Here is a 26831-nt window from a genome sequence, read left to right on the forward strand (position 1 = left end):
CTGTCTGAGATCTCGCTCAGGGATGCGTGACGTCTGTCGATGGCCCAGGATCAGGGTCATCCTTAGGTTTCACGGTGGTTCTCCGTGCCGTCCCCGAACCGTCGGGTGGCGGCCTCTCGCAGCTTGTGGAGGTGCCCCGTGCTGGGTCCCGTGATTCTCGCCGCGTCGCGCAGCGACCGGATGCGACGCCTGATCTCGGCGGCCCCGGTGACCAAGCGGGTCGTCGACCGCTTCATCCCCGGTGAGACCGTGGACGGCGTCCTGCCGATCGTGCGGGAGCTCACCGACAACGGCCTCGAACTGACCATGGACGTCGTCGGCGAGGACATCACCACCCCGGAGCAGGCCGAGGCGGCCCGCGACGCCTACCTGGAGCTGATCGACCGGCTGAAGCCACTGGAGCTCGGCGAGCGCGCCGAGATGTCCGTGAAGCTCTCCATGTTCGGCCAGGCGCTCCCGGGAGGCCACGAGCTGGCCCTCGCCAACGTCCGCCCGGTCGTCGAGGCCGCCGCGGAGATCGGCACCACGGTCACCCTGGACGCGGAGGACCACACCACCCTCGACTCGATGTTCGCCATCCACGAGGAGCTGCGGAAGGACGTCCCGGGGACGGGTTGCGTCATCCAGGCCTACCTCTTCCGCACCGAGGAGGACGCGCGCCGGCTCGCCGCCGCGGGCAGTCGCGTACGGTTGGTGAAGGGCGCCTACAAGGAGCCCGCCGAGGTCGCCTACCAGCAGAAGCACGAGATCGACAAGGCGTACGTGCGCATCCTGCGGACGCTGATGGAGGGCGAGGGCTACCCGATGATCGGGTCCCACGACCCGCGTCTGATCGCCATCGCCCAGGAACTGGCCCGCACCGCCGGACGCAAGCTCGACGAGTACGAGTTCCAGATGCTCTACGGCATCCGCAGCGAGGAGCACCTCCGGCGCGCCGCGGAGGGCCACCGCATGCGCGTCTACACGGCCTACGGCACCGACTGGTACGGCTACTTCATGCGGCGTCTGGCGGAGAAGCCGGCCAACCTCCGGTTCTTCGCCCGCAGCATGATCACCAAGGGCTGACACCACACCCCGCTCAGACAAGGAGTTACGGAACCCATGGACGCTGTGACCCAGGTCCCCACCCCCGTCAACGAGCCGGTGCACGGCTACGCCCCCGGAAGCCCCGAACGGGCCCGACTCGAGGCCAAGCTCAAGGAGCTGGCCGACAACCCGATCGAGCTGCCCTGCACCATCGGCGGCGTCCGGCGGATGGGCGGCGGCGAGCGCTTCGACGTCGTGCAGCCGCACAACCACAAGGCCCGCCTCGGCACCTACGCCAACGCCACCCAGCAGGACGCCCAGGACGCCATCGACGCGGCCCTCGCCGCCGCCCCGGCCTGGCGCGCCATGTCCTTCGACGACCGCGCGGCGATCATCCTGCGCGCCGCCGAGCTGCTGGCCGGCCCCTGGCGCGAGACCATCGCCGCCTCCACCATGCTCGGCCAGTCCAAGACCGTGCAGCAGGCCGAGATCGACAGCCCCTGCGAGCTCGTCGACTTCTGGCGCTTCAACGTCCACTACGCGCGCGGCATCCTCGCCGAGCAGCCCCCGGCCAACTCCCCGGGCGTGTGGAACCGCCTGGACCACCGGCCGCTGGAGGGCTTCGTCTACGCGATCACGCCCTTCAACTTCAGCGCCATCGCGGCCAACCTGCCGACCGCGCCCGCGCTGATGGGCAACGTCGTGGTGTGGAAGCCGTCCCCGACGCAGACCCACGCCGCCGTGCTGCTGATGCAGCTGCTGGAGGAGGCCGGGCTGCCCAAGGGCGTCATCAACCTGGTCACCGGCGACGGCATCGAGGTGTCGAAGGTCGCCCTGGAGCACCGAGACCTCGCGGGCATCCACTTCACCGGCTCCACCAAGACCTTCCAGCACCTGTGGAAGACGGTCGGCCAGAACATCGAGAAGTACCGCACCTACCCGCGTCTCGTCGGCGAGACCGGCGGCAAGGACTTCCTCGTCGCCCACCCGAGCGCCGACCGCGCCGTGCTGAAGACCGCGCTCACCCGTGGCGCCTTCGAGTACCAGGGCCAGAAGTGCTCGGCCACCTCGCGTGCCTACATCCCGGCCTCGATCTGGAACTCCGGCTTCAAGGAGGAGTTCGCGGCCGAGGTGGACGGCATCACGATGGGTGACGTCACCGACCTGTCCCACTTCATCGGCGCCGTCATCGACGAGCGGTCCTTCGCCAAGAACAAGGCCGCCATCGACCGCGCCGAGGAGGACCCGGCCTGCACGATCGTCGCGGGCGGCACCTACGACGACTCGGTCGGCTACTTCGTCCGCCCGACCGTCATCGAGTGCGGCGACCCGGAGAACGAGGTGTTCCGCACCGAGTACTTCGGCCCGATCCTCGCCGTCCACGTCTACGAGGACGACAAGTACGACGAGATGCTGACCCAGATGGAGTCGGTGTCGGACTACGCCCTCACCGGCTCGGTCGTCGCGAACGACCGTGCGGCGGCGGCGTACACGATGGAGAAGCTGCGCTACGCGGCCGGCAACTTCTACATCAACGACAAGTCGACCGGCGCCGTGGTCGGCCAGCAGCCCTTCGGCGGCGGCCGTGCCTCCGGCACCAACGACAAGGCCGGCGCCCCGCAGAACCTGATGCGCTGGACGCTGACCCGCGCCATCAAGGAGACGCTGGTCCCGCCGACCGACTACACGTACCCGCACATGGGCTGACGTCCGTCATGACGTGACAGGGGCCGGGCGCACGGCGCGCCCGGCCCCTGCGCGCTGTCCTGGGGTCAGCCCGGCATCTCCGTCCGCTCCCACCACTCGTACACCGGCAGCCGCCCCTCCGCCGTGTCCGCCTGGCGCGAGCTCGGGCGGAAGTGCTCGTAGCCGTTGCGCAACTCGACCTTCACATCGGGGCCCGGGTCGGGGGCCGGGACGATCCGCTCGGGCAGATCTTCCGGCCCGCCTTCGAGGAACACCTTCGCCGTGTCGTTCATGCCGGTCACCGTTCCCCTCCCGGCGGGGACAGTCGCCCGCCGGGCGCCGGGATCAGTCGAGTGGCCCAGTCGGCATCGGTGAAGGCGCAGGTCGGCCGGGTGGTGAGGGTGCCGCCGTCTCAGATAGTAGGAAGCCCAAGTAATTGTGCAGACAGATGCGGGCGCCGCCCTTACTTTTGTAGGAGCCGAACGCATCGCTCGATCCAGCGAACGGCGGTTGTGAGCAGGCCCCGTGCAGGCGACCCCTGCGGCCGTGGCTCCCCGCCTCTTCCGGCGTCTCGTCACCCTCCGCGCATCTTCGAGTCCGCGCGTCTTCCCGAAGGAGTCGATCCGCCATGCCCGAGACGACCGCCCGCCGCCGTGTCCGCCGCTCCGTCCGCAGCGTCGAGAGCGACCGCAAGAACGCCGCCGCCGCACTGCAGCGTGCCCTCGACCGCCGGGACAACGGCGGCTCGACCGGCCACTGAGCAGCCGCCGGCCTCCGACACACCCGAGCTGTCCGCATGACGGACGCCGCATGTCATCCCGTGGGACGAGGAGTAGGGTGCCCGCATGTCTCGCAGCATCAATCTCGCAGTGATCCCCGGTGACGGCATCGGCCAGGAGGTCGTGGCCGAAGGCCTGAAGGTCCTCTCCGCCGTCCTTCCGCAGGATGTGAAGCTGGAGACCAAGGAATACGACTTCGGCGCCCGGCGCTACCACGCCACCGGTGAGACCCTCACCGACGCCGACCTCGACGCGCTCGAGCGGCACGACGCGATTCTGCTCGGCGCCATCGGCGACCCGAGCGTGCCGTCCGGCGTCCTCGAGCGGGGCTTCCTGCTGAAGCTCCGCTTCGCCTTCGACCACCACGTCAACCTGCGTCCGTCCAAGCTTCTGCCGGGCGTCGCCACCCCGCTCGCCGGACAGCCCGAGATCGACTTCGTGGTCGTCCGCGAGGGCACCGAGGGCCCCTACACGGGCAACGGCGGCACCATCCGCAAGGGCACCGAGCACGAGGTCGCCACCGAGGTCTCCGTCAACACGGCCTTCGGTGTCGAGCGCGTGGTCCGCGACGCCTTCGCCCGCGCCCAGGCCCGCCCGCGCAAGAAGCTGACGCTGGTCCACAAGAACAACGTGCTGACCTTCGCCGGCCACCTGTGGACGAACATCTTCGACAAGGTGGCCGCGGAGTACCCGGACGTCACCACCGACTACATCCACGTCGACGCCGCGACCATCTACCTGGTCACCGACCCCGGCCGGTTCGACGTGATCGTCACCGACAACCTCTTCGGCGACATCATCACCGACCTCGCCGCGGCCGTCTCCGGCGGCATCGGCGTCGCGGCCTCCGGCAACATCAACCCGAGCCGCGAGTTCCCGTCCATGTTCGAGCCCGTGCACGGCTCGGCCCCGGACATCGCCGGACAGGGCAAGGCGGACCCCACCGCCACCGTCCTGTCCGTCGCCCTCCTGCTGCGCCACCTCGGCCACGACGCCGAGGCCGCCCGCATCGAGGACGCCGTCTCCGCCGACCTCGCGGACCGCGGCGGCCTGCCCGCCCGCAGCACCTCTCAGATCGGCGACGCCCTCGCCGCACGAGTAGCCGGCTGACCCGGCGCCCACCTCGACACACTCGAAGCCGCCGGGTCGCATCCGCACCCGGCGGCTTCGACGTGTTCCGCCGCCGGGTGTGGCGTCAACGACCACCGGGCCGCATTCACCCTGTTTCTTCCGCCGCCTCCGCCGGGCGATAATCGAACGCGGAGCCGCGGATTGAGGGAATGCTCGGACGTCCTAGTACTGGCCACAGGCCGTACGGGCGTGTGCGCGGCCCGTCACTACAACCGGTGAAGGACAACCACTCATGACGACGCCCACGATCGAGCTCAAGCCCTCGGCCCACCCGCTCTCCGCCGCGGAACGCGAAGCGATCCTGGCCAACCCCGGCTTCGGCCGCCACTTCACCGACCACATGGTGACGATCAAGTGGACCGAGGGCCGCGGCTGGCACGACGGCCAGCTCGTCCCGTACGCGCCGATCTCCCTCGACCCGGCGACCACGGTGCTGCACTACGCGCAGGAGATCTTCGAGGGCCTGAAGGCCTACCGGCAGCCCGACGGGTCCGTCGCCACGTTCCGCCCCGAGAAGAACGCCGAGCGGTTCCAGCGGTCCGCCCGCCGTCTCGCCATGCCGGAGCTTCCGGTCGAGACGTTCATCGAGGCGTGCGACGCCCTGGTCGCCCAGGACCAGGCGTGGGTGCCCGCGCACGGCGGCGAGGAGTCGCTCTACCTGCGCCCCTTCATGATCGCGACCGAGGTCGGGCTGGGTGTGAAGCCGGCCAACGAGTACCTGTTCCTGGTGATCGCCTCCCCGGCCGGCGCCTACTTCCCGGGCGGCGTGAAGCCGGTGTCCATCTGGGTCTCCGAGGACCGCGTCCGCGCCGTCCCCGGCGGCATGGGCGACGCGAAGACCGGCGGCAACTACGCGGCGTCCCTGCTCGCGCAGGCCGAGGCGGCCGCCAAGGGCTGCGACCAGGTGTGCTACCTCGACGCCGTCGAGCACACGTGGGTCGAGGAGCTGGGCGGCATGAACCTGTACTTCGTGTACGGGAACAAGATCGTCACGCCGGCCCTCTCCGGATCCATCCTGGAGGGCGTCACCCGTGACTCCCTGCTGGGCGTCGCCCGCGACCTCGGCTACGAGGCGGTCGAGGAGCGCGTGTCGGTCGAGCAGTGGCAGCGCGACTCGGAGAACGGCACGCTGACCGAGGTCTTCGCCTGCGGTACCGCGGCCGTGATCACGCCCGTCGGCACGGTGAAGCGCGCGAGCGGCGAGTGGCAGCAGGGCGGCGGCGAGCCGGGCGAGGTCACCCTCCGCCTCCGCCAGGCCCTCCTCGACATCCAGCGCGGCACGGCGGAGGACAAGCACGGCTGGATGCGCAAACTGGCCTGACGGGCGAGGGGTCCGGGGCCGCCGCTCCGGACCCCTCGTGCCTGGACGGCGCTGTCAGACCCGCTCGTCCTCCAGGGCCCGTACGGACGCCGCGGGTGCCGGGGCCTCCCGGGTGCTGCGCGTCGCCAGGACGTACGCCGCCCCGCCCACCGCGCCCGACAGCAGGAAGCTCGCGTCCACCCCTCCCGTCAGGGCGACCAGAGGGCCCTCGTAGGAGGGCAGCGAGACGGCCAGGAGGCCGACGAGGGAGCCCAGGGCCCAGGAGGCCGTCGCCGGGATGTTCCAGCCGGCCGTGTACCAGTACGCCCCGCCCCGCGCGCGGCGGTTGAAGACCTGGAGGGCGTCCGCGTCGTAGACCCCTCCGCAGCGGACCGAGCCGATGAGGGTGATCACCGCCCAGGGCGTGCCCACGGCCGTGAGCAGCAGCACGAACGACGTCATCGCGTCCTGCGCGGTCGAGAGGTGGTGGCCGGCGAAGACGCAGACCGTCGCGACGACCGCGACGACGTACGTCGCCGTCGTCCGGGACGCGCGTGGCAGGATCGCGTCCAGGTCCAGCCCCATCGAGTACAGCATCAGCCCCGCGTTCCCCACCGACCCCGCGGACGCGGCCAGCAGCAGCGGCACCAGGTACCAGCCGGGCGCCGCGTCGACCAGCGGCCCGGCGTAGTCGAGGGCGGCGCGGGCCGCGTACGCGGTGAACGTGCCGAACAACTGCGGCACCAGGAGGCCCAGCATCAGCCCCAGCCAGGTGGCCCGCAGCACGCGCCGGGAGGAGAAGCGGGCGGGGGAGATGTAGCGGGTGTAGTCACCGAGCAGGGTGATGAAGGCGATCGGCCCGGACAGCCCGGCGGCGACCGCGGCCAGCAGCCACGTCGGCCAGTACCCGTCCAGCAGGTAGCCGCCGGTCTCCGGCAGCGCCTCGGTGGTGAAGTGCGGCGCGTACGCGAACACGCCCAGCACCAGCAGCGCCGTCATGCCGAAGGCCAGTACCCGGGACATGGCGAGCAGTACCCGGTACCCGTACACCGCGCCCGCCACCGTCGCCGCCGCGAGCAGCGCGTAGACCACGGTGTACGCCGTCCCGTCGGCCGGAAGCCCGAACAGCCGGCCCAGCACGCCCACCATCACGTCCCCGCCGATCCACACGGTCAGCGCGGTGTAACCGAGGGCCAGCAGCAGTCCCACGACCGACCCCACCAGCCGCCCCCGCACGCCGAACTGCGCGCCGGACGAGGTGGACAGGTTGGTCGCGGTGCGCAGCGAGACCAGGGCCAGCGGGGCCGTGAACAGCGTGCCGACGACGGTGCCGGTCACCACCGAGGTGACGGACGACCACCAGTCCAGGCCGAAGGACGGCGGCAGCCAGCCGAAGACGATCACGCCCAGGCAGAGGTTGGAGCCCAGCAGGATCGAGACGAGGTCGCGCGGGCCGCTGGTGCGTTCCGCCTCGGGGATGGTGTCGACTCCGCGCAGTTCCCTCGGCATGGGCAGCTCTCCTTCAACGGTGCGTCGACGACTTTTGAGTGACGTTCAATGTGTCTTCTTCTGTCGTCTGCGTCAATGGCTCCGTTCCTGGACGCTCAGGTTTAGAATGATGCTCTAATTTTGGGACGAGGGAAGGCAAGGAGGTGTTCACGGCGTGAGACTGACCCCGACGGAACGCGACCGGCTGCTGCTCTTCGGCGCGGCCGAGCTGGCCCGGGCCCGCCGCGCCCGGGGACTCAGGCTGAACGTCCCCGAGGCGACGGCGCTGATCGCCGACACCGTCTGCGAGGCCGCCCGGGACGGCGCACGCCTGGCGGAGGCCGTCGAGCGGGCCCGGTCGGTGCTGGGGCCGGACGACGTGCTGCCCGGGGTGGCGGACGTGGTCACCGAGGTGCACGTGGAGGCCGTGTTCGACGACGGCTCCCGGCTGGCCGTCGTCACCCGCCCCATCGGCGGCGGACTCGGCGCGGACGCCCCGGGCGCGCTGCTGCCCGGACCCGCGCACGGCGACCCCGCGCCGGTGACGACGGTGACCGTCACCAACACGGCCGCCGTGCCCGTCTCGGTCACCTCCCACTTCCACTTCTTCGAGGCCAACCCCCGCCTGGAGTTCCCCCGCGCCGACGCGTACGGCATGCGACTCGCGGTGCCCGCCGGCTCGTCGGTCCGCTTCGGACCCGGCGAGACCCGGCAGGTCGGTCTCGTGCCGATCGGCGGGGACCGCGTCGCCGTCGGCTTCGCCGGACTCGTCGACGGCCCGCTCGACGCGCCCGGCGCCGAGGCGGAGGCGCTGCGCCGTGCGGCGGCCTGCGGCTACCTGGGCGCCACCGCCCCCGACGACGACCGCCCCGGCGCCCCGGAAGGAGCGACGCGATGAGCCGCACCCTCGGCCGCGAGACCGGCGAGTACGACGGCCTCGACCCCCATGCCTACGCCGCCACCCACGGCCCCCGCGCCGGCGACCGGCTCCGCCTCGGCGACTCGGGCCTGGTGATCCGGGTGGAGTCCGACGCCCAGCGGTACGGCGACGAGTTCCTCGCCGGGTTCGGCAAGACCGCCCGCGACGGACTGCACCTCAAGGCCGCCTCCGTGCGCGAGACCTGCGACGTCGTCATCAGCAACGTGGTCGTGATCGACGCCGTCCTCGGCATCCGGAAGGTGTCCGTCGGCATCCGGGAGGGGCGGATCAGCGCGGTCGGGCGCGCCGGGAACCCCGACACCCTCGACGGCGTGGACGTCGTCGTCGGCACCGGCACCACGATCGTCTCCGGTGAAGGGCTCGTCGCCACCGCCGGCGCGGTCGACACCCACGTCCATCTGCTGTCGCCGCGCGTCATGGAGGCGTCCCTCGCCTCCGGGGTGACCACGATCATCGGGCAGGAGTTCGGCCCGGTGTGGGGCGTCGGCGTCAACTCGCCCTGGGCGCTGCGTCACGCGTTCTCCGCCTTCGACGCCTGGCCCGTCAACATCGGGTTCCTGGGCCGGGGTTCGTCCTCCCACGAGGCCCCGCTGGTCGAGGCGCTCGCCGAGGGCGGCGCGTGCGGCTTCAAGGTGCACGAGGACATGGGCGCCCACACCCGGGCCCTGGACACCGCGCTGCGCGTCGCCGAGGAGCACGACGTCCAGGTGGCCCTGCACAGCGACGGGCTGAACGAGTGCCTGTCCGTGGAGGACACCCTCAAGGCGCTGGAGGGCCGCACCGTGCACGCCTTCCACATCGAGGGCTGCGGCGGCGGGCACGTCCCGAACGTGCTGAAGATGGCGGGCGTGCCGAACGTCATCGGCTCCTCCACCAACCCCACGCTCCCCTTCGGCCGGGACGCGGTGGCCGAGCACCACGGCATGATCGTCTCCGTCCACGACCTCAAGCCGGACCTGCCCGGCGACGCCGCCATGGCCCGCGACCGGGTGCGCGCCGGAACCATGGGCGCCGAGGACGTGCTGCACGACCTGGGCGCCATCGGCATCACCTCGTCCGACGCGCAGGGCATGGGCCGCGCCGGGGAGACCGTCCGCCGTACCTTCGCCATGGCCGGGAAGATGAAGGCCGAGCTGGGCGCGGACGGCGACGACGACAACGAGCGGGTGCTGCGGTACATCGCCAAACTCACCGTCAACCCGGCCATCGCGCACGGCCTCTCCCACGAGGTCGGCTCCCTCGAGCCGGGCAAGCTCGCCGACATCGTGCTGTGGCGCCCGGAGTGGTTCGGCGCCAAGCCCCAGCTCGTCCTGAAGGCCGGCTTCCCCGCGTACGGCGTCACCGGCGACCCCAACGCGGCCACCGACACCTGCGAACCCCTCGTCCTCGGCCCGCAGTTCGGCGCGTACGGCGCCACGCCCGCCGAGCTGTCGGTGGCGTTCGTCGCCCGCGCCGCCGTCGAGCAGGGCCACGACACGATGCCCACCCGGCGCCGCCGCGTCGCCGTGCGCGGCACCCGGGGCATCGGCCCCGCCGACCTGCTGCGCAACTCCCGCACCGGCGCCGTCGACGTCGACCCGCGCACCGGTCTGGTCACCCTCGACGGGGAGCCGCTGCGCTCCCGGCCCGCCGACACGGTCTCCCTCAACCGCCTCTACTTCCTCTGAGGACCCAGATGAACACGCCCGCCGCCGACGGCTTCCGCATGCCCGCCGAGTGGACCCCGCACGAGCGCACCTGGATGGCCTGGCCAGGACCCAACCCCACCTTCGCCGACCCCGGCGCCCTCGCCGCAGCCCGCACCGCCTGGGCCGCGGTCGCCCGCGCCGTGCGCCGCTTCGAGCCGGTCACCGTGGTGTGCGGACCAGGTCAGTCGGCGCGGGCGCGCGCACTGCTCGGCCCCGGCGTCGACACCGTCGAGCGGGAACTGGACGACGCGTGGATGCGGGACGTCGGACCCACCTTCCTCACCGACGGCACCGGTCGGCTGGCGGCCGTGGACTGGACGTTCAACGGCTGGGGCGCCCAGGAGTGGGCCCGCTGGGACCACGACGCGAAGATCGCCGCGTACGTCGCCGACCTCGCCGGCGCACGGACGTACGCCACGGACCTCGTCAACGAGGGCGGCGGGATCCACGTCGACGGGGAGGGGACCGTGCTGCTCACCGAGACCGTCCAGCTCGGCCCCGAGCGCAACCCCGGCCGGACCCGGGAGGAGGTCGAGACGGAGATCCACGCCCACCTCGGCACCCGCAAGGCGATCTGGCTGCCGCGCGGCCTCACCGCCGACTATCCGCCGTACGGCTTCGGCACCCTGGGGCACGTCGACATCGTCGCCGCGTTCGCCCGGCCCGGCGTGGTCGTCGCCCACCACCAGCCGGACCCGGCCCACCCCGACCACGAGGTGACCGAGGAGGTCATCGGCATCCTCCGCTCCGCGACCGACGCCCTCGGCCGCCCCCTGGAGGTCGTCCCGGTCCCCGCCCCCGCCGTGCTGGAGGCCGACGGCCACTGGGCCGACTACTCCTACATCAACCACTACCTGTGCAACGACGGCGTGGTCCTGTGCGCCTTCGACGACCCCCGCGACGAGGAGGCGGCCGCCCTCTTCCGCCGCCTCTTCCCCGCCCGCACGGTCATCCAGGTCGACGCCCGCCCGGTCTTCGCGGCCGGCGGCGGCATCCACTGCATCACCCAGCAACAGCCGCGCACGCCGGTCCGGTAGAACGTACGGGTGAACGTACTGCTCCGTGAGACGCCCCGGCCCGCCGCGGGCGCACCCGCCCCGGAGGCCGCCCAGTGACCCCCCGGCGCCGGACCCCCGCGCCGCCCCGTGAGGACGTGCTCGCCGCCGCCATGGCGATGATCGCCGAGCGAGGGCTGGAGAAGCTCACCATGGCCGCGCTCGGGCGGGAGGTCGGGATGAGCAGCGGACACCTGCTCTACTACTTCCGGTCCAAGGACGAACTGCTGCTGCGCACCCTGGAGTGGAGCGAGGGACGGCTCGGGGCCGGGCGGGCGCGGCTGCTCGCGCGGCCGGGCACCGCCCGCGAGCGCCTCGACGGCTATGTGGAGCTGTACGTGCCCGACGGTCACCGCGACCCGCACTGGACGCTGTGGCTGGAGGTGTGGAACCGCTCGCAGAACGCGGAGGCCGAGGCGCGCGACCGGCAGGCCGCCATCGAGGGAGCCTGGCACCGGGACCTGGTGGCGCTGCTCGCCGAGGGCGTCTCGCGGGGCGAGTTCCGCCCGGTGGACGCCGACCGTTACGCCGTCCGGCTGCGTGCCCTGCTGGACGGTCTCGCCATCCACGTGGCGATCGGCCTGCGTGGGACCGGCCGGCCCCAGGTCCTCGACCACGTACGGGAGTTCCTCGACGAGACGCTGGCCGCGGACGCCTGAGCCCCGGCCGGAGAGCGCCGGCCCGCGTCTCACCGCGGCGCGCCGGACGCCCGCATCCTGAGACGGGCGGTGAGCGGGCGGGCGGGTTGTGCCAAAATCCCCCCGTGCTCTCGTTCGCCACGATTATTGGCAGCAGGCGCGCCGGTCCGCAGTGACCGCACGTACGACACCGTACGGGCGGACACCGTCGTCCTCGACCCGCGCGCAGACCTCTCGCACCCGCGAGAGGTTTTTCTGTTTCTCGGCCCACCCGCAGCCGGGAACCGGGCGCGAGGGACCATGGGGGAACGGTGGAACCGGTCATTCCGGTAGACCGAGATCCAATACAGGAGCCTTCAGACCATGACCGCAACCAGCGAGCCCGACGACTCGTTCCACGTCTTCGACACCACCCTGCGCGACGGCGCCCAGCGCGAGGGCATCAACCTCACGGTCGCCGACAAGCTGGCCATCGCACGGCACCTGGACGAGTTCGGCGTGGGCTTCATCGAGGGCGGCTGGCCCGGCGCGAACCCCCGCGACACCGAGTTCTTCGCCCGCGCCCGGCAGGAGATCGAGTTCCGTCACGCCCAGCTGGTCGCCTTCGGCGCCACCCGCCGCGCCGGCACCACCGCCGACCAGGACCCCCAGGTCAAGGCGCTCCTCGACTCCGGCGCGCCGGTGATCACGCTGGTCGCCAAGTCCCACGACCGGCATGTCGAGCTCGCCCTGCGCACCACCCTCGACGAGAACCTGGAGATGGTCCGCGACACCGTCTCCCACCTCCGCTCCCAGGGCCGCCGCGTCTTCGTCGACTGCGAGCACTTCTTCGACGGCTACCGCGCCGACCCCGCCTACGCCAAGGCCGTCGTCCGCACCGCCCACGAGGCCGGCGCCGACGTGGTGATCCTCTGCGACACCAACGGCGGCATGCTCCCCGCGCAGATCCAGGCCGTGGTCGCCACCGTCCTCGCCGACACCGGCGCCCGGCTCGGCATCCACGCCCAGGACGACACCGGCTGCGCGGTCGCCAACACCCTCGCCGCCGTCGACGCGGGCGCCACCCACGTCCAGTGCACCGCCAACGGCTACGGCGAGCGGGTCGGCAACGCCAACCTGTTCCCGGTCGTCGCGGCCCTGGAGCTGAAGTACGGCAAGAAGGTGCTCCCCGAGGGCCGGCTGCGCGAGATGACCCGCATCTCCCACGCCATCGCCGAGGTCGTCAACCTCACCCCCTCCACCCACCAGCCCTACGTCGGCGTCTCCGCCTTCGCCCACAAGGCCGGACTCCACGCCTCCGCGATCAAGGTCGATCCGGACCTGTACCAGCACATCGACCCCGAGCAGGTCGGCAACACCATGCGGATGCTGGTCTCCGACATGGCCGGCCGCGCCTCCATCGAGCTCAAGGGCAAGGAGCTCGGCATCGACCTCGGCGGCGACCGCGAGCTGGTCGGCCGGGTCGTGGAGCGGGTCAAGGAGCGCGAGCTCAAGGGCTACACCTACGAGGCCGCCGACGCCTCCTTCGAGCTGCTGCTGCGCTCCGAGGTCGAGGGCGGGCCGCTGAAGTACTTCGAGGTCGAGTCCTGGCGCGCGATCGTCGAGGACCGCCCCGACGGCAGCCACGCCAACGAGGCCACCGTGAAGCTGTGGGCCAAGAGCGAGCGCATCGTCGCCACCGCAGAGGGCAACGGCCCCGTCAACGCCCTCGACCGCGCCCTGCGCGTCGCCCTGGAGAAGATCTACCCGCAGCTCGCCAAGCTGGAGCTCGTCGACTACAAGGTCCGCATCCTGGAGGGCAAGCACGGCACCCAGTCCACGACCCGGGTGCTGATCTCCACCTCCGACGGGGCGGGGGAGTGGTCGACCGTCGGCGTCGCGGAGAACGTCATCGCCGCCTCCTGGCAGGCTCTCGAGGACGCCTACGCCTACGGGCTGCTGCGCGCAGGGGTGGAGCCCGCCTGAGGTCCTGAGACATCCGGACCGGAGGGGAGAAGGACTTCCTCCGGTCCGGATGTCCGTTTCGCGGCGTATTCCGGTAGCGTCGAAGATATGAAGGCCGCACCGATGCGCACCCTCGTACGCCTGCTGCTCGTGCCGGTGGCCGCCCTCCTGGCGGTCCTGATGGTCGGCACGCCGGGGGCGCAGGCGGCCACGGACGTCTCCGTCGTCGCCGAGAAGCTGCGCGAAAGCCCCGTCTACGTCGATCCCGAGGCCCGGGACATCCTGTCGGAGTCCGACGCCGAGGCCCTCGCCGACAAGATCGAGGACGCCGACAAACCCATCTTCGTCGCCGTCCTCCCGGCCGACTTCCCCACCCAGAACCTCTTCCGCGACCTGCGCACCGAGACCGGCGTCACCGGCCTGTACGGCGTGCGCCTCGGCGACCGGTTCGACGCCCGCGCCGACAGCAGCGTGCTCAGCCGGCAGGGCGTGTCCAACCTGGTCGGGTCCGTGCAGGACGCCGGGGACGCCAAGGCCCAGCTCAACGATTTCGTCGACACCGCGGTCCGCAGCATCGGAGGCGGGGGGCCCAACTCCTGGAGCGACGGCTCCGGCGACGTCCCCGTCGGCGGGCTGATCACGGTCGGCGCGCTGGTGGCGGCCGGCGGCGCCGGCGCGTATGCGGTGACCCGCCGCCGCAGGCGCCGTCACGAGGAGGAGCAGGCGGCCGCCCTGGAGAAGCTGCGTGTCGTGGTGGACGAGGACATCACCGCGTTCGGCGAGGAGCTGGACCGCCTCGACTTCCACCCGGGCGAGCCCGGCGCGGACGACGCCATGCGCGCGGACTACGCACGCGCGCTGGACTCCTACGAGCAGGCCAAGTCGTACATGGCGGCGGCCCGCAAACCGGAGGACGTCCGGGCGGTGACCCAGGCCGTGGAGGACGGCCGGTTCGCGCTCGTGTCGCTGGCCGCCCGGCGTGCGGGCAGGCCGGTTCCGGAACGCCGCCCGCCGTGCTTCTTCGACCCGCGCCACGGCCCCTCCGTCGCCGACGTCCGGTGGACCCCGCCCGGCGGGGCGGAGCGCGAGGTGCCGGTGTGCGCGGCCGACCAGGCCCGGCTGGCCGAGGGCCTCGACCCCGCGGTCCGCGAGGTCGACACCGAGTACGGCCGCCGCCCCTACTGGGAGGCGGGACCGGCGTACGGCCCCTGGGCCGGCGGCTACTTCGGCGGCGGGCTGCTGCCCGGACTGCTGGTCGGCACCCTGCTCGGCGGCATGATGGCCGGCCCCGGCTACGCGTCGGACTACGGCTCCGGGTACGGCGACTTCAGCGGCTACGGAGGCGGTGACGTCTCCGGCGCGGACTTCGACTCCGGTGACTTCGGCGGCGGGTTCGGCGGAGGCGGCTTCGGCGGGGGCGGCGGCTTCGGAGGCGGCGGCGACTTCGGCGGAGGCTTCTGACCCGGGCCGCGCCCCAGGTGCGCCGTCCCGCGCGGACACGCCGAGCGCCCGCCCTCCCGTACCGGGAGGAGCGGGCGCTCTCGGGTGCGGCGGGACGTCAGCCCTTGCGGATCGCCGAGATGTCGAAGACCAGCTTGATCTTGTCGGAGACCAGCATGCCGCCCGTCTCCAGCGCCGCGTTCCAGGTCAGACCCCACTCGGAGCGCAGGATCTCGCTCTTGCCCTCGAAGCCGACGCGCTCGTTGCCGAACGGATCCTTCGCGGCGCCGTTGAACTCCAGGTCGATGGTGATCGGCCTGGTGGTCCCGAGGATCGTCAGGTCGCCGGTGATGCGGTAGTCGTCGCCGCCCAGGGCCTCCGCCTTGGTGGAGCGGAAGGTCATGGTCGGGAACTCGTCGATCTTGAAGAAGTCCGCGCTCTTCAGGTGACCGTCGCGGTCGGCGTTGCCCGTGTCGATGCTGTTCATCGCCACGTCGATGGAGGCCGTGGAGCTGCTCGGGTCGGCACCGTCGAGGTGCAGCGTCCCGGAGAACTCCGCGAAGTGGCCCTTCACGTTGGTGACCATCGCGTGGCGGGCGACGAAGCCGATCGAGGTGTGCGCCGGGTCGAGCTCGTAGTCTCCGGTCAGTGCTGCCAGGTCCGGGGTCACCGCGGAGTCGGTGGCGCCCTTGTCGTCGTCCTTGCGGCCGAAGAGACCCATGGTGTTCCTCCTGGGGACGGGTAGGGGGACGGATATGATCCCGTTGAATGTTCAACTACTCAACACGGCTCACCGTAGACCCATTCCCTTCAAAGTTCAACATCTTTCGGGGAAGGTGTCGCGATCCGTTCGCTCGCACGAGTGAGAACGAACGGCCGGGGTGCGAGGGCCCGGGGCGTGAGGCCCGCCCGGCCTAGTCCGGCAGCCGGCGGGTCGGGGCGCCCTGGGTCGCGCCGCGGGTGTGGACGTACAGCTGGCGCCGGTCGCCCACGTCGAGCCGCTGGGGGAGCGGCAGCTCGTGACGCACCGGACGCGCGTGGTCGGCGAGCTGCCGGCGCGGGTTGTAGACCTGGTTGAACTTCCACAGCATCCGGGCGAAGTTCGTCTGCCCGTGCGCCAGGTTCCTGGCCAGCACCTGGGCCGCCCCGAACGCCGTGCGCAACCCCAGGTGCTTGCGGTTGATGACCGCCTGGGTGCGCACCAGCTCCTCGTAGAAGCGGTCCAGCGGCAGCGTGGTGGGCACCACCGCGTGCTGGATGTCGAACAGCCGGTAGTCGCGGGTGGTGAGCCGCCGCGACTCGGTGTGCCAGATCTCCGTGCCCGGGTACGGCGTCATCACCGTGAAGTGCACGATCTCCGGCACGGCCATCGCGAACTCCCGCACCACCCGGAAGCGCTCCTCGTCCCAGGCCGGGTCCACGATCAGGTTGATGGCGACCCTGATGCCCATCCGCCGGGCCGTCTCCAGCGCCTTCAGGTTCTCGTCCGGACTGACCCGCTTGCGGTACAGGTCGAGCCCCTCGGCGTCGATCGCCTCCATGCCGAGGAACATGTACCGCAGCCCCAGCCGCGCCCAGCGCTCGAACACCTCCGGATGGCGCAGCAGCACGTCGGAGCGGGTCTCCAGGTAGTACTGCTTGCGGATGCGGCGCCGCTCCACCTCCGCGGCGATGGCGTCGCCGTGCTCCGGCCGGATGAAGGCCACGTCGTCCACGATGAACACGTTCGGCTCGCGGATCGCCGCAAGGTCGTCCGCCGCCGCCTCCGGGGACGCCTTGCGGTAGCTGCGGCCGTAGAACGTCCACGCGGAGCAGAACGAGCAGTCCCAGGGGCAGCCCCGGGTGAACTCGATCGACGCGCACGGGTCCAGCTCGCCGATGAAGTACCGGCGCCGGCTGCGCATCAGGTCCCGGGCCGGCAAGGGCTCGTCGATGCTGTGCAGCATCAGCGGGGCGGGGCCGCGCCCCGATGCCGTGACGACACCCGGCACCCCGTCCACACCACCGTCCCGCACCGCCTCGAGCAGCGGCCCGACGGCGGGCTCGCCCTCGCCCCTGACCACGGCGTCCACGGCGCCCTTCGCCTGCTCGATGACCTCCTGGGCGACGAACGAGACGCTGTGCCCGCCGAGGAACACGAAGCAGTCCGGCAGCTCCTCCTTGACCCGCTCGGCCAGCCGGATCGCCTCGGGGATGTTCGCCAGGTAGTTCAGCGAGATGCCGAGCGCCTCCGGGCGGAACGACCGCACCTCGTCGCGCAGCCGCCGCACGCTCAGCACCTGGAGGTCGACCACCCTCACCTCGTGACCCGCCTCGCGGGCGGCGCCGGCCACGCGCTCCAGCCCCAGGGGTTCGAGCCGGAGGAAGATCTCGGAGTACATCAGGGCGCTGGGGTGGACGAGCAGCAGGCGCATGAGGGGACCTCGTCACGGGTGCCGGAAACAGGACGGGACGTCCCTTTCGTAACCCGGCGCGGCGGGTCGCGTACTGCCCGTACGCCCGCATGGCCCACCCGGCGGCACGCAGGAGTGGTTGCGCGGCGCGGCGCACCGGCCCCCGCGACCCCGCGATCACCGGTGGATGCGCCCGCAGGAGGCCCGCCGCCGGGACTGCCGCGAACGGGCCGCTGCGCTGGCGCGGTCCCCCGGACCGGGGGTGTCCTGGATGGCGAGGCCCGCAGCGAAGCGCATGGGAGACCGTACTCGTGACCACCACCGGCTCCGATTCCACCTACGACCCCCCGGCCGACCCCGCCGCCTCCGCCGCGGCCGCGGCGGTCGAACAGACCCCGCCCCGCACGGACCGCCGCGTCGCCCTCGTCACCGGCGCGTCCTCGGGCATCGGCGCGGCCACGGCCCGGCGCTTCGCCGCCGGCGGGTGGCACCTGCTGCTCAGCGGACGCGACAGGCGGCGGCTGGAGGAGACCGCGTCCGGCACGTCCGCGGTCCTGCTGCCCGCCGACCTCGCCGCACCCGACGGGGGGAAGATGCTGGCCGAGGCCGCGCTGCGGGAGGCCGGACGGATCGACCTGCTGGTCGCCGGGGCGGGCATCGGCTGGGCGGGCCCCTTCCTGACCATGCCGCACACCGACATCGACCGGGTGCTCTTCCTCGACCTCAACGCCACCCTCCACCTCGTGCGCGAGGTGCTGCCCGCGATGGTGGCGGCCGGGAGCGGCCGGGTGGTGCTCGTCGGGTCGGTGGCCGGAGCGGTGGGCGTCCGCGAGGAGGCGGTGTACTCCGCCGCCAAGGCGGGCCTCGCCGCGTTCGCCGAGGCCCTGCGGCAGGAGCTGCGCGGCACCGGCGTCGGCGTCACGCTGGTCGTGCCCGGCCCCGTCGAGACGGGCTTCTTCGCCCGCCGCGGCCGCCCCTACCACCGCTCCCACCCCCGCCCCACCTCGGCAGGACGCGTCGCGGCGGCGGTCTGGGACGCGGTCAGCGAGTCCCGTGACGACACGTACATCCCGTCTTGGCTGTCACTCCCGTCCCGCGTGCGCGCACTGACACCCGGCCTGTACCGGAGGCTCCTGAACCGCTTCGGCTGAGGCGGCGGGCGCTTCCGCCGACGGGGGTGGCGAGTACCGCCCCCGGGTCCGGTGCCGTCGCGGCTGAGCATGCGTGTCTTCTGCCGGGTGGGCAAGCGCGACCCGGTCCCGGCACGGGGAGGTGGCGGGTGCGCCGCGCCCTCGTCCATGGGCCTCTGCCGGGGGCCTCCGGACCGCTGCGGACGAGGCCGTGCGGCCCCCTCGGCCACAGGGGCGGGCACTGGGCGAGGCGGCTGCCCGACGGGGCGGGCGGCACCCGGTCCGACGTCAACGCGGGCGCCCGGCCCGAACGCCCCACCCGCCGTCGGCAGAACCTCTGGCTCGACCACGGCACCGACCCGGCCGACGCCCGCTACGCCTTCCTGCCGGGCGCGGCCCGCGACGGGGTCGCGCGCCGCGCCGTCGGCCCAAGGCGGCCGCGGGTCCTCGCCGACGACGCCTCCCGGCAGGCCGTGGAGGCCCTCTCCCTCGGCCTCACCGCCGCCGCCTCCTGGTGGCCAGGCAACGCGGGAGGGCTCACCGTCTCCCGCCCGGCAGCCGTGCCGCTCCGCCGCCAGGGGCGTACCGGTACGCTCTCCGTGAGCCACCCGACCCGAACGGGGGAACCCCAGGAACTTGAATGGGGCCGCCCCGTACGGAAGGTGCCGGACCACCCGGACGCCGTGGAGATTCTGCCCACCGGGCCCGTCCGCGGCTGCGCGTCACTCGGGGGGAGGCATGCGCGACCCCGCGTGTGAGGCGGCTCCCAGCCGCTGAGCTTTGTGCGACCCCCACAAGCAGCAGGCCCTCTGAGCAGTCGAAACGCCTGCACAGCCGCCTGGTTCTGTTCAGTGCTACCAGGAAAACACCCCGGAGACTGTGAGGAGTCGACGGCTCGCAATCAGCGGCGGGCTTCGTAAGGTCACTACATGACCGTTTTGGATGAGGCGCCGGGTGAGCCGACCGACGCACGCGGACGCGTGGCCGAACTGCACGAGATCCGTGCGCAGGCACTGGCCGGCCCGAGCGAGAAGGCGACCCAGGCGCAGCACGCCAAGGGCAAGCTGACCGCGCGGGAGCGCATCGAACTGCTGCTGGACGCGGGGTCCTTCCGCGAGGTCGAGCAGCTGCGCCGGCACCGGGCCACCGGCTTCGGTCTGGAGGAGAAGAAGCCGCACACCGATGGTGTGATCACCGGCTGGGGCACGGTGGAGGGGCGGACGGTCTTCGTCTACGCCCACGACTTCCGCATCTTCGGCGGCGCGCTGGGCGAGGCGCACGCCACGAAGATCCACAAGATCATGGACATGGCCATCGCGGCCGGGGCGCCGCTGGTGTCCCTGAACGACGGCGCAGGCGCGCGTATCCAGGAGGGCGTGTCGGCTCTCGCGGGCTACGGCGGGATCTTCCAGCGCAACACCAAGGCGAGCGGTGTCATCCCGCAGATCTCGGTGATGCTGGGCCCGTGCGCGGGCGGCGCCGCCTACAGCCCCGCCCTCACCGACTTCGTGTTCATGGTGCGGGACACCTCGCAGATGTTCATCACCGGCCCGGACGTCGTCAAGGCCGTCACGGGTGAGGAGATCACCCAGAACGGCCTGGGCGGCGCGGACGTGCACGCCGAGACGAGCGGTGTCTGTCACTTCGCCTACGACGACGAGGAGACCTGCATCGCCGAGGTGCGCTACCTCCTCTCCCTCCTGCCGCAGAACAACCGCGAGAACCCGCCGCGGGTGGACAGCCCGGACGCCGCCGACCGCCGCAGCGACGTGCTGCTGGACCTGGTCCCGGCCGACGGCAACCGCCCCTACGACATGGCGAAGGTCATCGAGGAGATCGTCGACGACGGCGAGTACCTCGAGGTCCACGAGCGCTGGGCCCGCAACATCATCTGCGCGCTGGCGCGGATGGACGGCCAGGTCGTCGGCATCGTCGCGAACCAGCCGCAGGCGCTGGCGGGCGTGCTGGACATCGAGGCCAGCGAGAAGGCCGCACGCTTCGTGCAGATGTGCGACGCCTTCAACATCCCGATCCTGACCTTCCTGGACGTGCCCGGCTTCCTGCCGGGCGTTGACCAGGAGCACGGCGGCATCATCCGCCACGGCGCGAAACTGCTCTACGCGTACTGCAACGCCACGGTGCCGCGGATCTCGCTGATCCTGCGCAAGGCGTACGGCGGTGCGTACATCGTCATGGACTCGCAGTCCATCGGCGCCGACCTGACCTACGCCTGGCCGACGAACGAGATCGCGGTGATGGGCGCGGAGGGCGCGGCGAACGTGATCTTCCGTCGGCAGATCGCGGAGGCCGAGGACCCCGAGGCCATGCGGGCGCGCATGGTCAAGGAGTACAAGTCCGAGCTGATGCACCCCTACTACGCCGCCGAGCGCGGTCTGGTCGACGACGTGATCGACCCGGCCGAGACCCGCGAGGTGCTGATCCGTTCGCTGGCGATGCTGCAGACCAAGCACGCCGACCTGCCGTCGCGCAAGCACGGCAACCCGCCCCAGTAACTGGGAGAACTGACGATGACGACACCTGACATCCGTGTGGAGAAGGGGCATGCCGAGCCGGAGGAGGTCGCGGCGATCGCGGCGATCCTGATGGCTCGTGCGGCCAACGCGCCGACGCCTGCGCCGGCTCACCGGGGCCGTCCCCGGGCCGGCTGGCGCCGTCTGGAACGCGAACCGGGCTTCCGAGCCCCCCACAGCTGGCGCTGACCCAGAAGGGCCCCACCTTCACTCGAAGGCGGGGCCCTTCTGCAACCCCCTGAAGGGCCCGGGGAACTGCGCGGGCCACCACGGATCACCCGCACCCGGCGTCTCGGTGGCCGTAGGGGGTGTCTCGCACCTCGGCGGGAACATGGTTGCCGCCCGCGCCCACCCGTGCCGCCCCAGCGGCACGACTGCCCGCGGGCTGAGCGGCCCCTGAAGGGGCGCGGGGAACTGCGCGAGCGGCCAGGGACCACCCGCACCCGGTGCTGCAGAGGTGCCGTCTGCCCGTAGGGCAGCAGGGGCGCGGGGAACTGCGCGAGCGGCCCGCGCGCGCCCGCACCCGGCATCGAAACAGAGCCCGGCGTTGTGGTAGCCGCACCCACGGAAACAGCCCCCGTGCCACAAAGCACCGGGGGCTGTTCTCGCGCGGAGAGCGCCTAGCGGAGCCGCGCCATCAGCGCGTGCTCAACGAGCGTGATGAGCGTCGACTTCGCATCGGCCCGATGCCGCGCATCGGTCGTGATGATCGGCGTGTCCGGCCCGATCTGAAGAGCCTCCCGGACCTCGTCCGGGTTGTACGGCTGCTGTCCGTCGAAGCCGTTGAGGGCGATGACGAAGGGCAGCCCGCTGTTCTCGAAGTAGTCGACCGCGGGGAAGCAGTCGGCGAGACGGCGGGTGTCGACGAGCACGACCGCGCCGATGGCGCCGCGCACCAGGTCGTCCCACATGAACCAGAAGCGGTCCTGGCCGGGGGTGCCGAACAGGTAGAGGATCAGGTCCTGGTCCAGGGTGATACGGCCGAAGTCCATGGCCACCGTGGTGGTGGTCTTGTCCCCGGTGTGGGTGAGGTCGTCGATGCCTGCCGAAGCAGACGTCATGACGGCCTCCGTGCGCAGCGGGTTGATCTCCGAAACGGCCCCGACGAACGTGGTCTTGCCCACGCCGAAGCCACCCGCCACCACGATCTTCGCCGAGGTGGTGGAGCGGGAAGGACCGCCGCTAGAGCTTGCGAAGTCCACTGAGCACCCTTTCGAGCAGTGTCACGTCTGGCTGGCCGCCGGCGTTCTCGTCGCCGCCGGGCTGATGGATGGCGACCAGTCCCGCCTCCGCCAAGTCGGCGACGAGGATCCTGGCCACGCCGAGAGGGATGGTCAGCAGGGCCGAGACCTCGGCCACCGACTTGATTTCCCGGCAGAGGTTGCAGATCCGCTGATGCTCGGGCAGCTGGCCCTGCATCTGGTGCGGCTGCGCGGTGGTGTGCACCAGCGCCTCGATGGCGAGCTGGTACCGCGGCCTGGTGCGGCCGCCCGTCATCGCGTACGGGCGCACCAGGGGGTTGTTCGACGCCCCTGCGGGCGCCGCCTCGGGTGTCCGGCGCTGCGGCTGCACGGGCTGGATGCGCGGGCTGTGCGGCTGGTCGTACGGCGAGGGGCCGGGGCCCTGAGGCGCGTACGGCTGACCGTGCTGCGGCGTGGAGGGGTAACCGTACCGGTTCTGGGAACCGTCGTTCTGACCCTGGGCAGGGCCGTACGACCAGTTGCCCGCCGATGAACCGTCTGGGGGTGTTGCCACTTTCTCCTCCTCCGACTGTGCCTGGCACCCATCTCTGTGGAGCCGCGTCCCGAAACCTTACGGCCCCGGGACGCCATATCGCACCGTCCGTTTGTCAGTTGAGAAGGCTCCCCTGGAGCTCCGCTCGAAGGTCCGGCGTGAGGACCGTACCCGCTCGATCGACCAGAAGGGCCATCTCGTAACCAATGAGACCGATGTCTGCCTCGGGATGTGCGAGAACCGCGAGTGACGAACCGTCGGAAATGGACATGATGAAGAGGAATCCCCGCTCCATCTCCACAACCGTCTGATTCACGCTGCCGCCCTCGAAGATCCGAGAGGCGCCGGCTGTGAGTGAGGTCAGACCGGAGGCGACGGCCGCGAGCTGGTCGGCGCGGTCGCGGGGGAAGCCTTCGGACATCGCCAGAAGGAGTCCGTCGGCGGAGACCACCACCGTGTGGGACACCCCCGGGGTGTTGTCCACGAAGTTGGTGATCAACCAGTTCAGGTTCTGTGCCGCCTGGCTCATCGGGCTCACACTAACGCTCCTGGTTGTAGGTGCTGTCAGGACCGAAGCCCTGGCCGTTCGTTTCACTGCCTGCGGTGCGGCCTCGTTGGACGCCGCGCCGCAGGTTGCTCAGCCTGCCCCGGACGTCCTCCGGGGCTCGGGAGACCTGTGGGCCCCCCTGGGGGGTCGTTTCGGCGGCTCCCTGGACCAGGTTGGCCTTCGGGACCCTCCGAGGCAGACCGGAGGAGGTCACTCCGCCCGCCTTGGGCTTCCGGAGCGCCGACGCCTGCTCCCAGCGCTCGTCGTTCGCCGAGCGCCAGGTGTTGTCGCCGTTGCTCTCCGCGGTGGTGGCCGGCGGCTCCTGGTCGCGGCGTCCCGTGCCGCCCGTGCCACCCGCGCCGTTCGCGGAGGATCCGCGGCGCGGAAGCCCGGCATCGGTCAGCGCGTGGGCGTCGGAAGAAGCCGGTCCCGGACGGTCGAAGCCTACGCTGTCCGACTCGCGCGCGTCAGCGGCCTGCGAGGATTCCCCCTCCGGGGCCTGAGCAGGGTACTGGTCCTGGTAGCCGTTGCGGTAGCCGTCGTGCTGCGGCCAGTCGTCCTCCTGGCGCCGCTCGCCGAAGCCCGGGAACGAGCCCGTGGCGCCGGCGGGGGCCTGGCCGCCCTGGCCCGGCTCGGCGTAGGAGCCGTTCCGGTAGCTGCCGTTCTGCTGGTAGCCGCCGTTCTGCTGGAAAGCGTCGTTCTGCTGGAAGGCGTCGTTCTGCGGCAGGTTGCCGTTCGGCGTGTAGTAGCCCTCGCCGTACGACTGCTGCTGGTCGTCGTAGCCGCCCTGCCGACCGTCGTCGTACGCCTGCTGGTCGTACCCGGCGCCCTGCTGCTGGTCCTGGTAGCCGTTGTCGTAGCCCTGGGCGTCGTACCCCTGGCCGTCGTCGAAGCCCTGCTGCTGCCCGGCGAACTCGTCGCGGTAGCCGCCCTGCTCGTCGCCGTCCTGGGCGTCGCCGGCGGTCAACTCGCCCTGCTGCGGCTGCGACTCCAGGGCCGCTCGCCGCTCCTCGCGCATCAGGGACCGGCCGACCGGGTCCAGCTCGCGGATGTCGTCGGGGACGTCCGAGTAGCGGCTGTCGTCGAAGCCCAGCTCCTCGGCGGTGCGCATCGGCTGGCCGAAGTTCTCACCCTGGAAGTTCTGCTCCGGGATGATCTGCGAGACCGTGAACTCGTCGTGGGCCGGGGCCGCCTCGCCGCCACCGCCGTGGGTGATGGCGTCCGGCAGCATGACCAGTGAGGTGGTGCCGGCCTGCTCGCCCGAGGGGCGGAGCTGGACGCGGATGCCGTGCCGGTCGGACAGCCGGCCGACCACGAACAGACCCATGCGCTGCGAGATCGCGGCGTCCACGGTCGGCGGGTTGGCCAGCTTGTGGTTGATGTCCGCGAAGTCCTCGGCGGTGAGGCCGATGCCCTTGTCGTGAATCTCGATCATGATGCGGCCGTCGGGCAGACGGGTCGCGGTGACGCGCACCTTCGTCTGCGGCGAGGAGAACGTGGTGGCGTTCTCCAGCAACTCGGCGAGCAGGTGCACGAGGTCGGTGACCGCGCGGCCGTGGATCTCGGCGTCCGGCACGCCGGACAGCTCGATGCGCTCGTACTGCTCCACCTCGGAGGAGGCGGCGCGCAGCACGTCGACCAGCGGGACCGGCTGGTCCCAGCGGCGGCCGGGCTCCTCGCCGGCGAGGACCAGGAGGTTCTCGCCGTTGCGGCGCATACGGGTCGCGAGGTGGTCCAGCTTGAAGAGGTTCTCCAGCTGGTCCGGGTCGGCCTCGTTGTTCTCCAGGTCCGTGATCAGGGTCAGCTGGCCCTCGATCAGCGACTGGTTGCGGCGCGACAGGTTGGTGAAGATCGCGTTGATGTTGCCCCGCAGCAGGGCCTGCTCGGCGGCGAGCCGGACGGCCTCGCGGTGGACCTGGTCGAAGGCGCGGGCGACCTCGCCGATCTCGTCCGTGGAGTTGATCGGGATGGGCGCGACCTTGGTGTCCACCCGGCCCGGGTCGGTCCGGGAGAGCTGGTCGACCAGCATCGGCAGGCGCTGCTCGGCGATGCCGAAGGCGGCGTTGCGCAGCTGGCGCATCGACTGGCTCATCTGGCGGGCGACCATGCCGGCCAGGATGAACGCGGCGAGCAGCGCGACGACGACCGCGGCGCCGGTGATGAAGGCGTCCCGCTGGGCGTCGGAGGCGATCTGCGAGGCCTCGCTCACGGCGGTGTCGGCGAGGTCGGACTCGATCTCGCGGTAGCCGTCGAACTTGAGGGTGTTCATCGCCCACCAGTTCTCGGGCGTGATGCCCTTGGCGGCGAGGTCCTCGCGGGCGGACTCGTCCGTGGTGGACAGCCGGCCCAGTTCGGAGATCACCGTCTCCGGCTTCGCGGGCGGCGGGACGTAGTCCGGGTCGTTCTGCGCGGCGGTCTTCGCCATGGCGGCGCCCTCGGCCTGGATGCGCGCGGCGACCTCTTCCAGCTTGGTGTTGTCCGCCTCGGTGCCGCCGCCCTTGTACTCGTCGAGAGCGATGCGCTCGAGGTAGGCGTACGACAGGAAGGCCACGCGCTGGCTGGCGAGCTGGCTGTCGGTCGGGCCCGGCTTCACCAGCAGGTGCATGCCGATGGAGCGCTGGAGCGACGAGGCGGCCTTGGTCAGCGAGATCGCGTAGACCGTGCGGCCGTAGCTGGTGACGTTGCCGGTGCCGAGGCCGAGCTCGTTGGCGATCTCCATCAAGGGGTGGGCGACGGCGACGTAGCCCTCCTCCGTCTCGACGCCCTTGAGCTTGGAGGTGTAGGCACCGGCGCGCAACGCGGACAGCTTGGGCTCCGCCTCGCGGACGAGCAGGAGGCGGCGCTGCAGACCGGGCTTGTCGGGCACGCTCTGCGCGGCCTCGTCGAAGGCGTCGGCGGCCTGGTCGGTCGCCTCGCGCGCCTTGGAGACGTCCGGGTCGTCCTCGCCCTTGCCGCTCAGCAGCGGCACGGCGCTGACGTCGCGCTCGTTGTAGAGGGCGTTGGCGTACGTGAGGGAGGCGCGCACCAGGCGGGCGGTGTTCTCGGCGTCCTGCGCCTCGGTCCACGTGTCGATCGAGCTCTTCACCTGGAAGCCGCCCATGACAAGGCCGACCAGCACGGGTATGAGCAGGATCGCGTTGAGCCTCGTGGCCACGCGCCAGTTCCGCGGGGACATACGTCCTCCGCTCTGGGCGGGCGGGGCCTTCGGCTCGGGACCGGGCACGGGGGCGGGCGCCGCTGTGCGCGGCGGCGGCGTGAAGTTGCCCCGGGCCGACGGCTCGGGACTGTTCTTGCTTCGCCTCACTCGACCAACAACCTCTCGGCGGTCGGCACCTTCGTCGTGCCGCAGTGTCTCAGAGCCCGGCATGCCATCGACTACTG

23 protein-coding genes are annotated in these 26831 nt (G+C 71.7%); 15 read left to right on the plus strand and 8 right to left on the minus strand.

Features of this window, described 5'->3' with window-relative positions:
* Positions 1–138 precede the first annotated feature (138 nt).
* Positions 139–1065 (plus strand): proline dehydrogenase family protein, encoded by a 927-nt coding sequence (locus MTR79_RS06910; RefSeq protein WP_244789551.1) that lies wholly within the window; start codon positions 139–141, stop codon positions 1063–1065.
* A gap of 36 nt (positions 1066–1101) precedes the next feature.
* On the plus strand, positions 1102–2733 hold the full coding sequence (gene pruA / locus MTR79_RS06915) for an L-glutamate gamma-semialdehyde dehydrogenase (RefSeq protein WP_086698593.1): 1632 nt from the start codon (positions 1102–1104) through the stop codon (positions 2731–2733).
* A gap of 65 nt (positions 2734–2798) precedes the next feature.
* Here pruA and MTR79_RS06920 read toward each other — a convergent pair whose 3' ends face one another.
* Positions 2799–3005 carry a DUF5988 family protein gene (locus tag MTR79_RS06920; protein ID WP_048459866.1) on the minus strand — a complete coding sequence of 69 codons (207 nt, stop codon included), beginning with the start codon at positions 3003–3005 and terminating at the stop codon, positions 2799–2801.
* 335 nt (positions 3006–3340) lie between these two features.
* Here MTR79_RS06920 and MTR79_RS33560 point away from each other — a divergent pair, with 335 nt between their 5' ends.
* From MTR79_RS33560 to MTR79_RS06930, 3 genes are all read left to right on the plus strand, one after another.
* The gene (locus MTR79_RS33560; RefSeq protein WP_086698592.1) at positions 3341–3472 is read left to right on the plus strand and encodes a hypothetical protein; all 132 of its coding nucleotides are present in this window, start codon (positions 3341–3343) and stop codon (positions 3470–3472) included.
* Positions 3473–3557: 85 nt separating this feature from the next.
* Positions 3558–4601: a 3-isopropylmalate dehydrogenase gene (locus tag MTR79_RS06925; protein ID WP_189366177.1), complete on the plus strand. Its 1044-nt coding sequence runs from the start codon at positions 3558–3560 to the stop codon at positions 4599–4601.
* A gap of 253 nt (positions 4602–4854) precedes the next feature.
* Positions 4855–5943 carry a branched-chain amino acid aminotransferase gene (locus tag MTR79_RS06930; protein ID WP_086698589.1) on the plus strand — a complete coding sequence of 363 codons (1089 nt, stop codon included), beginning with the start codon at positions 4855–4857 and terminating at the stop codon, positions 5941–5943.
* Positions 5944–5997: 54 nt separating this feature from the next.
* Here MTR79_RS06930 and MTR79_RS06935 read toward each other — a convergent pair whose 3' ends face one another.
* Positions 5998–7431: a cytosine permease gene (locus tag MTR79_RS06935; protein ID WP_244789552.1), complete on the minus strand. Its 1434-nt coding sequence runs from the start codon at positions 7429–7431 to the stop codon at positions 5998–6000.
* A gap of 154 nt (positions 7432–7585) precedes the next feature.
* Here MTR79_RS06935 and ureA point away from each other — a divergent pair, with 154 nt between their 5' ends.
* The 6 genes from ureA to MTR79_RS06965 all read left to right on the plus strand — a co-directional run bounded on the left by ureA (position 7586) and on the right by MTR79_RS06965 (position 15136).
* Positions 7586–8308, plus strand: coding sequence for an urease subunit gamma (gene ureA / locus MTR79_RS06940; RefSeq protein WP_086698586.1), 723 nt, complete (start codon positions 7586–7588; stop codon positions 8306–8308).
* The gene (locus tag MTR79_RS06945) at positions 8305–10017 is read left to right on the plus strand and encodes an urease subunit alpha (protein ID WP_244789553.1); all 1713 of its coding nucleotides are present in this window, start codon (positions 8305–8307) and stop codon (positions 10015–10017) included. The genes ureA and MTR79_RS06945 overlap by 4 nt, the downstream gene beginning before the upstream one ends.
* Positions 10018–10025: 8 nt before the next feature.
* A complete protein-coding gene (locus MTR79_RS06950) occupies positions 10026–11075 on the plus strand; it encodes an agmatine deiminase family protein (protein ID WP_189366173.1) in 1050 nt (349 codons plus the stop codon).
* Between the two features lie 74 nt (positions 11076–11149).
* A complete protein-coding gene (locus MTR79_RS06955; protein ID WP_086702453.1) occupies positions 11150–11752 on the plus strand; it encodes a TetR/AcrR family transcriptional regulator in 603 nt (200 codons plus the stop codon).
* A 342-nt stretch (positions 11753–12094) separates the two neighbouring features.
* Positions 12095–13696 carry a citramalate synthase gene (gene cimA, locus MTR79_RS06960; protein WP_086702451.1) on the plus strand — a complete coding sequence of 534 codons (1602 nt, stop codon included), beginning with the start codon at positions 12095–12097 and terminating at the stop codon, positions 13694–13696.
* A gap of 87 nt (positions 13697–13783) precedes the next feature.
* Positions 13784–15136 (plus strand): hypothetical protein, encoded by a 1353-nt coding sequence (locus MTR79_RS06965; RefSeq protein WP_244789554.1) that lies wholly within the window; start codon positions 13784–13786, stop codon positions 15134–15136.
* Between the two features lie 97 nt (positions 15137–15233).
* Here MTR79_RS06965 and MTR79_RS06970 read toward each other — a convergent pair whose 3' ends face one another.
* On the minus strand, positions 15234–15836 hold the full coding sequence (locus tag MTR79_RS06970) for a YceI family protein (RefSeq protein ID WP_086702448.1): 603 nt from the start codon (positions 15834–15836) through the stop codon (positions 15234–15236).
* A 193-nt stretch (positions 15837–16029) separates the two neighbouring features.
* A complete protein-coding gene (gene hpnR, locus MTR79_RS06975) occupies positions 16030–17529 on the minus strand; it encodes a hopanoid C-3 methylase HpnR (RefSeq protein ID WP_086702447.1) in 1500 nt (499 codons plus the stop codon).
* 290 nt (positions 17530–17819) lie between these two features.
* Between hpnR and MTR79_RS06980 the strand changes: the two genes are divergently transcribed.
* From MTR79_RS06980 to MTR79_RS06995, 4 genes are all read left to right on the plus strand, one after another.
* Positions 17820–18659, plus strand: a complete 840-nt coding sequence (locus MTR79_RS06980; protein WP_189366172.1) for an SDR family NAD(P)-dependent oxidoreductase — start codon at positions 17820–17822, stop codon at positions 18657–18659.
* Positions 18660–18787: 128 nt separating this feature from the next.
* Positions 18788–19396, plus strand: coding sequence for a polysaccharide lyase beta-sandwich domain-containing protein (locus tag MTR79_RS06985; protein ID WP_244789555.1), 609 nt, complete (start codon positions 18788–18790; stop codon positions 19394–19396).
* 171 nt (positions 19397–19567) lie between these two features.
* Positions 19568–21151, plus strand: coding sequence for an acyl-CoA carboxylase subunit beta (locus MTR79_RS06990; RefSeq protein WP_086703404.1), 1584 nt, complete (start codon positions 19568–19570; stop codon positions 21149–21151).
* Between the two features lie 15 nt (positions 21152–21166).
* Positions 21167–21358, plus strand: a complete 192-nt coding sequence (locus MTR79_RS06995) for an acyl-CoA carboxylase subunit epsilon (protein ID WP_086703406.1) — start codon at positions 21167–21169, stop codon at positions 21356–21358.
* A 431-nt stretch (positions 21359–21789) separates the two neighbouring features.
* Here the strand turns inward: MTR79_RS06995 and MTR79_RS07000 are convergent, their stop codons facing one another.
* From MTR79_RS07000 to MTR79_RS07015, 4 genes are all read right to left on the minus strand, one after another.
* The gene (locus MTR79_RS07000) at positions 21790–22371 is read right to left on the minus strand and encodes an ATP/GTP-binding protein (RefSeq protein WP_026243582.1); all 582 of its coding nucleotides are present in this window, start codon (positions 22369–22371) and stop codon (positions 21790–21792) included.
* Entirely contained in the window at positions 22352–22924 is a 573-nt protein-coding gene (locus MTR79_RS07005) for a DUF742 domain-containing protein (RefSeq protein ID WP_033278186.1), read from the minus strand. Before MTR79_RS07005 ends, MTR79_RS07000 begins: the two co-directional genes overlap by 20 nt.
* A 94-nt stretch (positions 22925–23018) precedes the next feature.
* Positions 23019–23432 carry a roadblock/LC7 domain-containing protein gene (locus MTR79_RS07010; RefSeq protein WP_004983065.1) on the minus strand — a complete coding sequence of 138 codons (414 nt, stop codon included), beginning with the start codon at positions 23430–23432 and terminating at the stop codon, positions 23019–23021.
* 10 nt (positions 23433–23442) lie between these two features.
* A complete protein-coding gene (locus MTR79_RS07015; RefSeq protein ID WP_244789556.1) occupies positions 23443–26754 on the minus strand; it encodes a nitrate- and nitrite sensing domain-containing protein in 3312 nt (1103 codons plus the stop codon).
* Between the last annotated feature and the right edge of the window lie 77 nt (positions 26755–26831).

It is taken from the genome of Streptomyces sp. BJ20 (assembly GCF_022869105.1).
Taxonomy (GTDB): domain Bacteria; phylum Actinomycetota; class Actinomycetes; order Streptomycetales; family Streptomycetaceae; genus Streptomyces; species Streptomyces griseoincarnatus.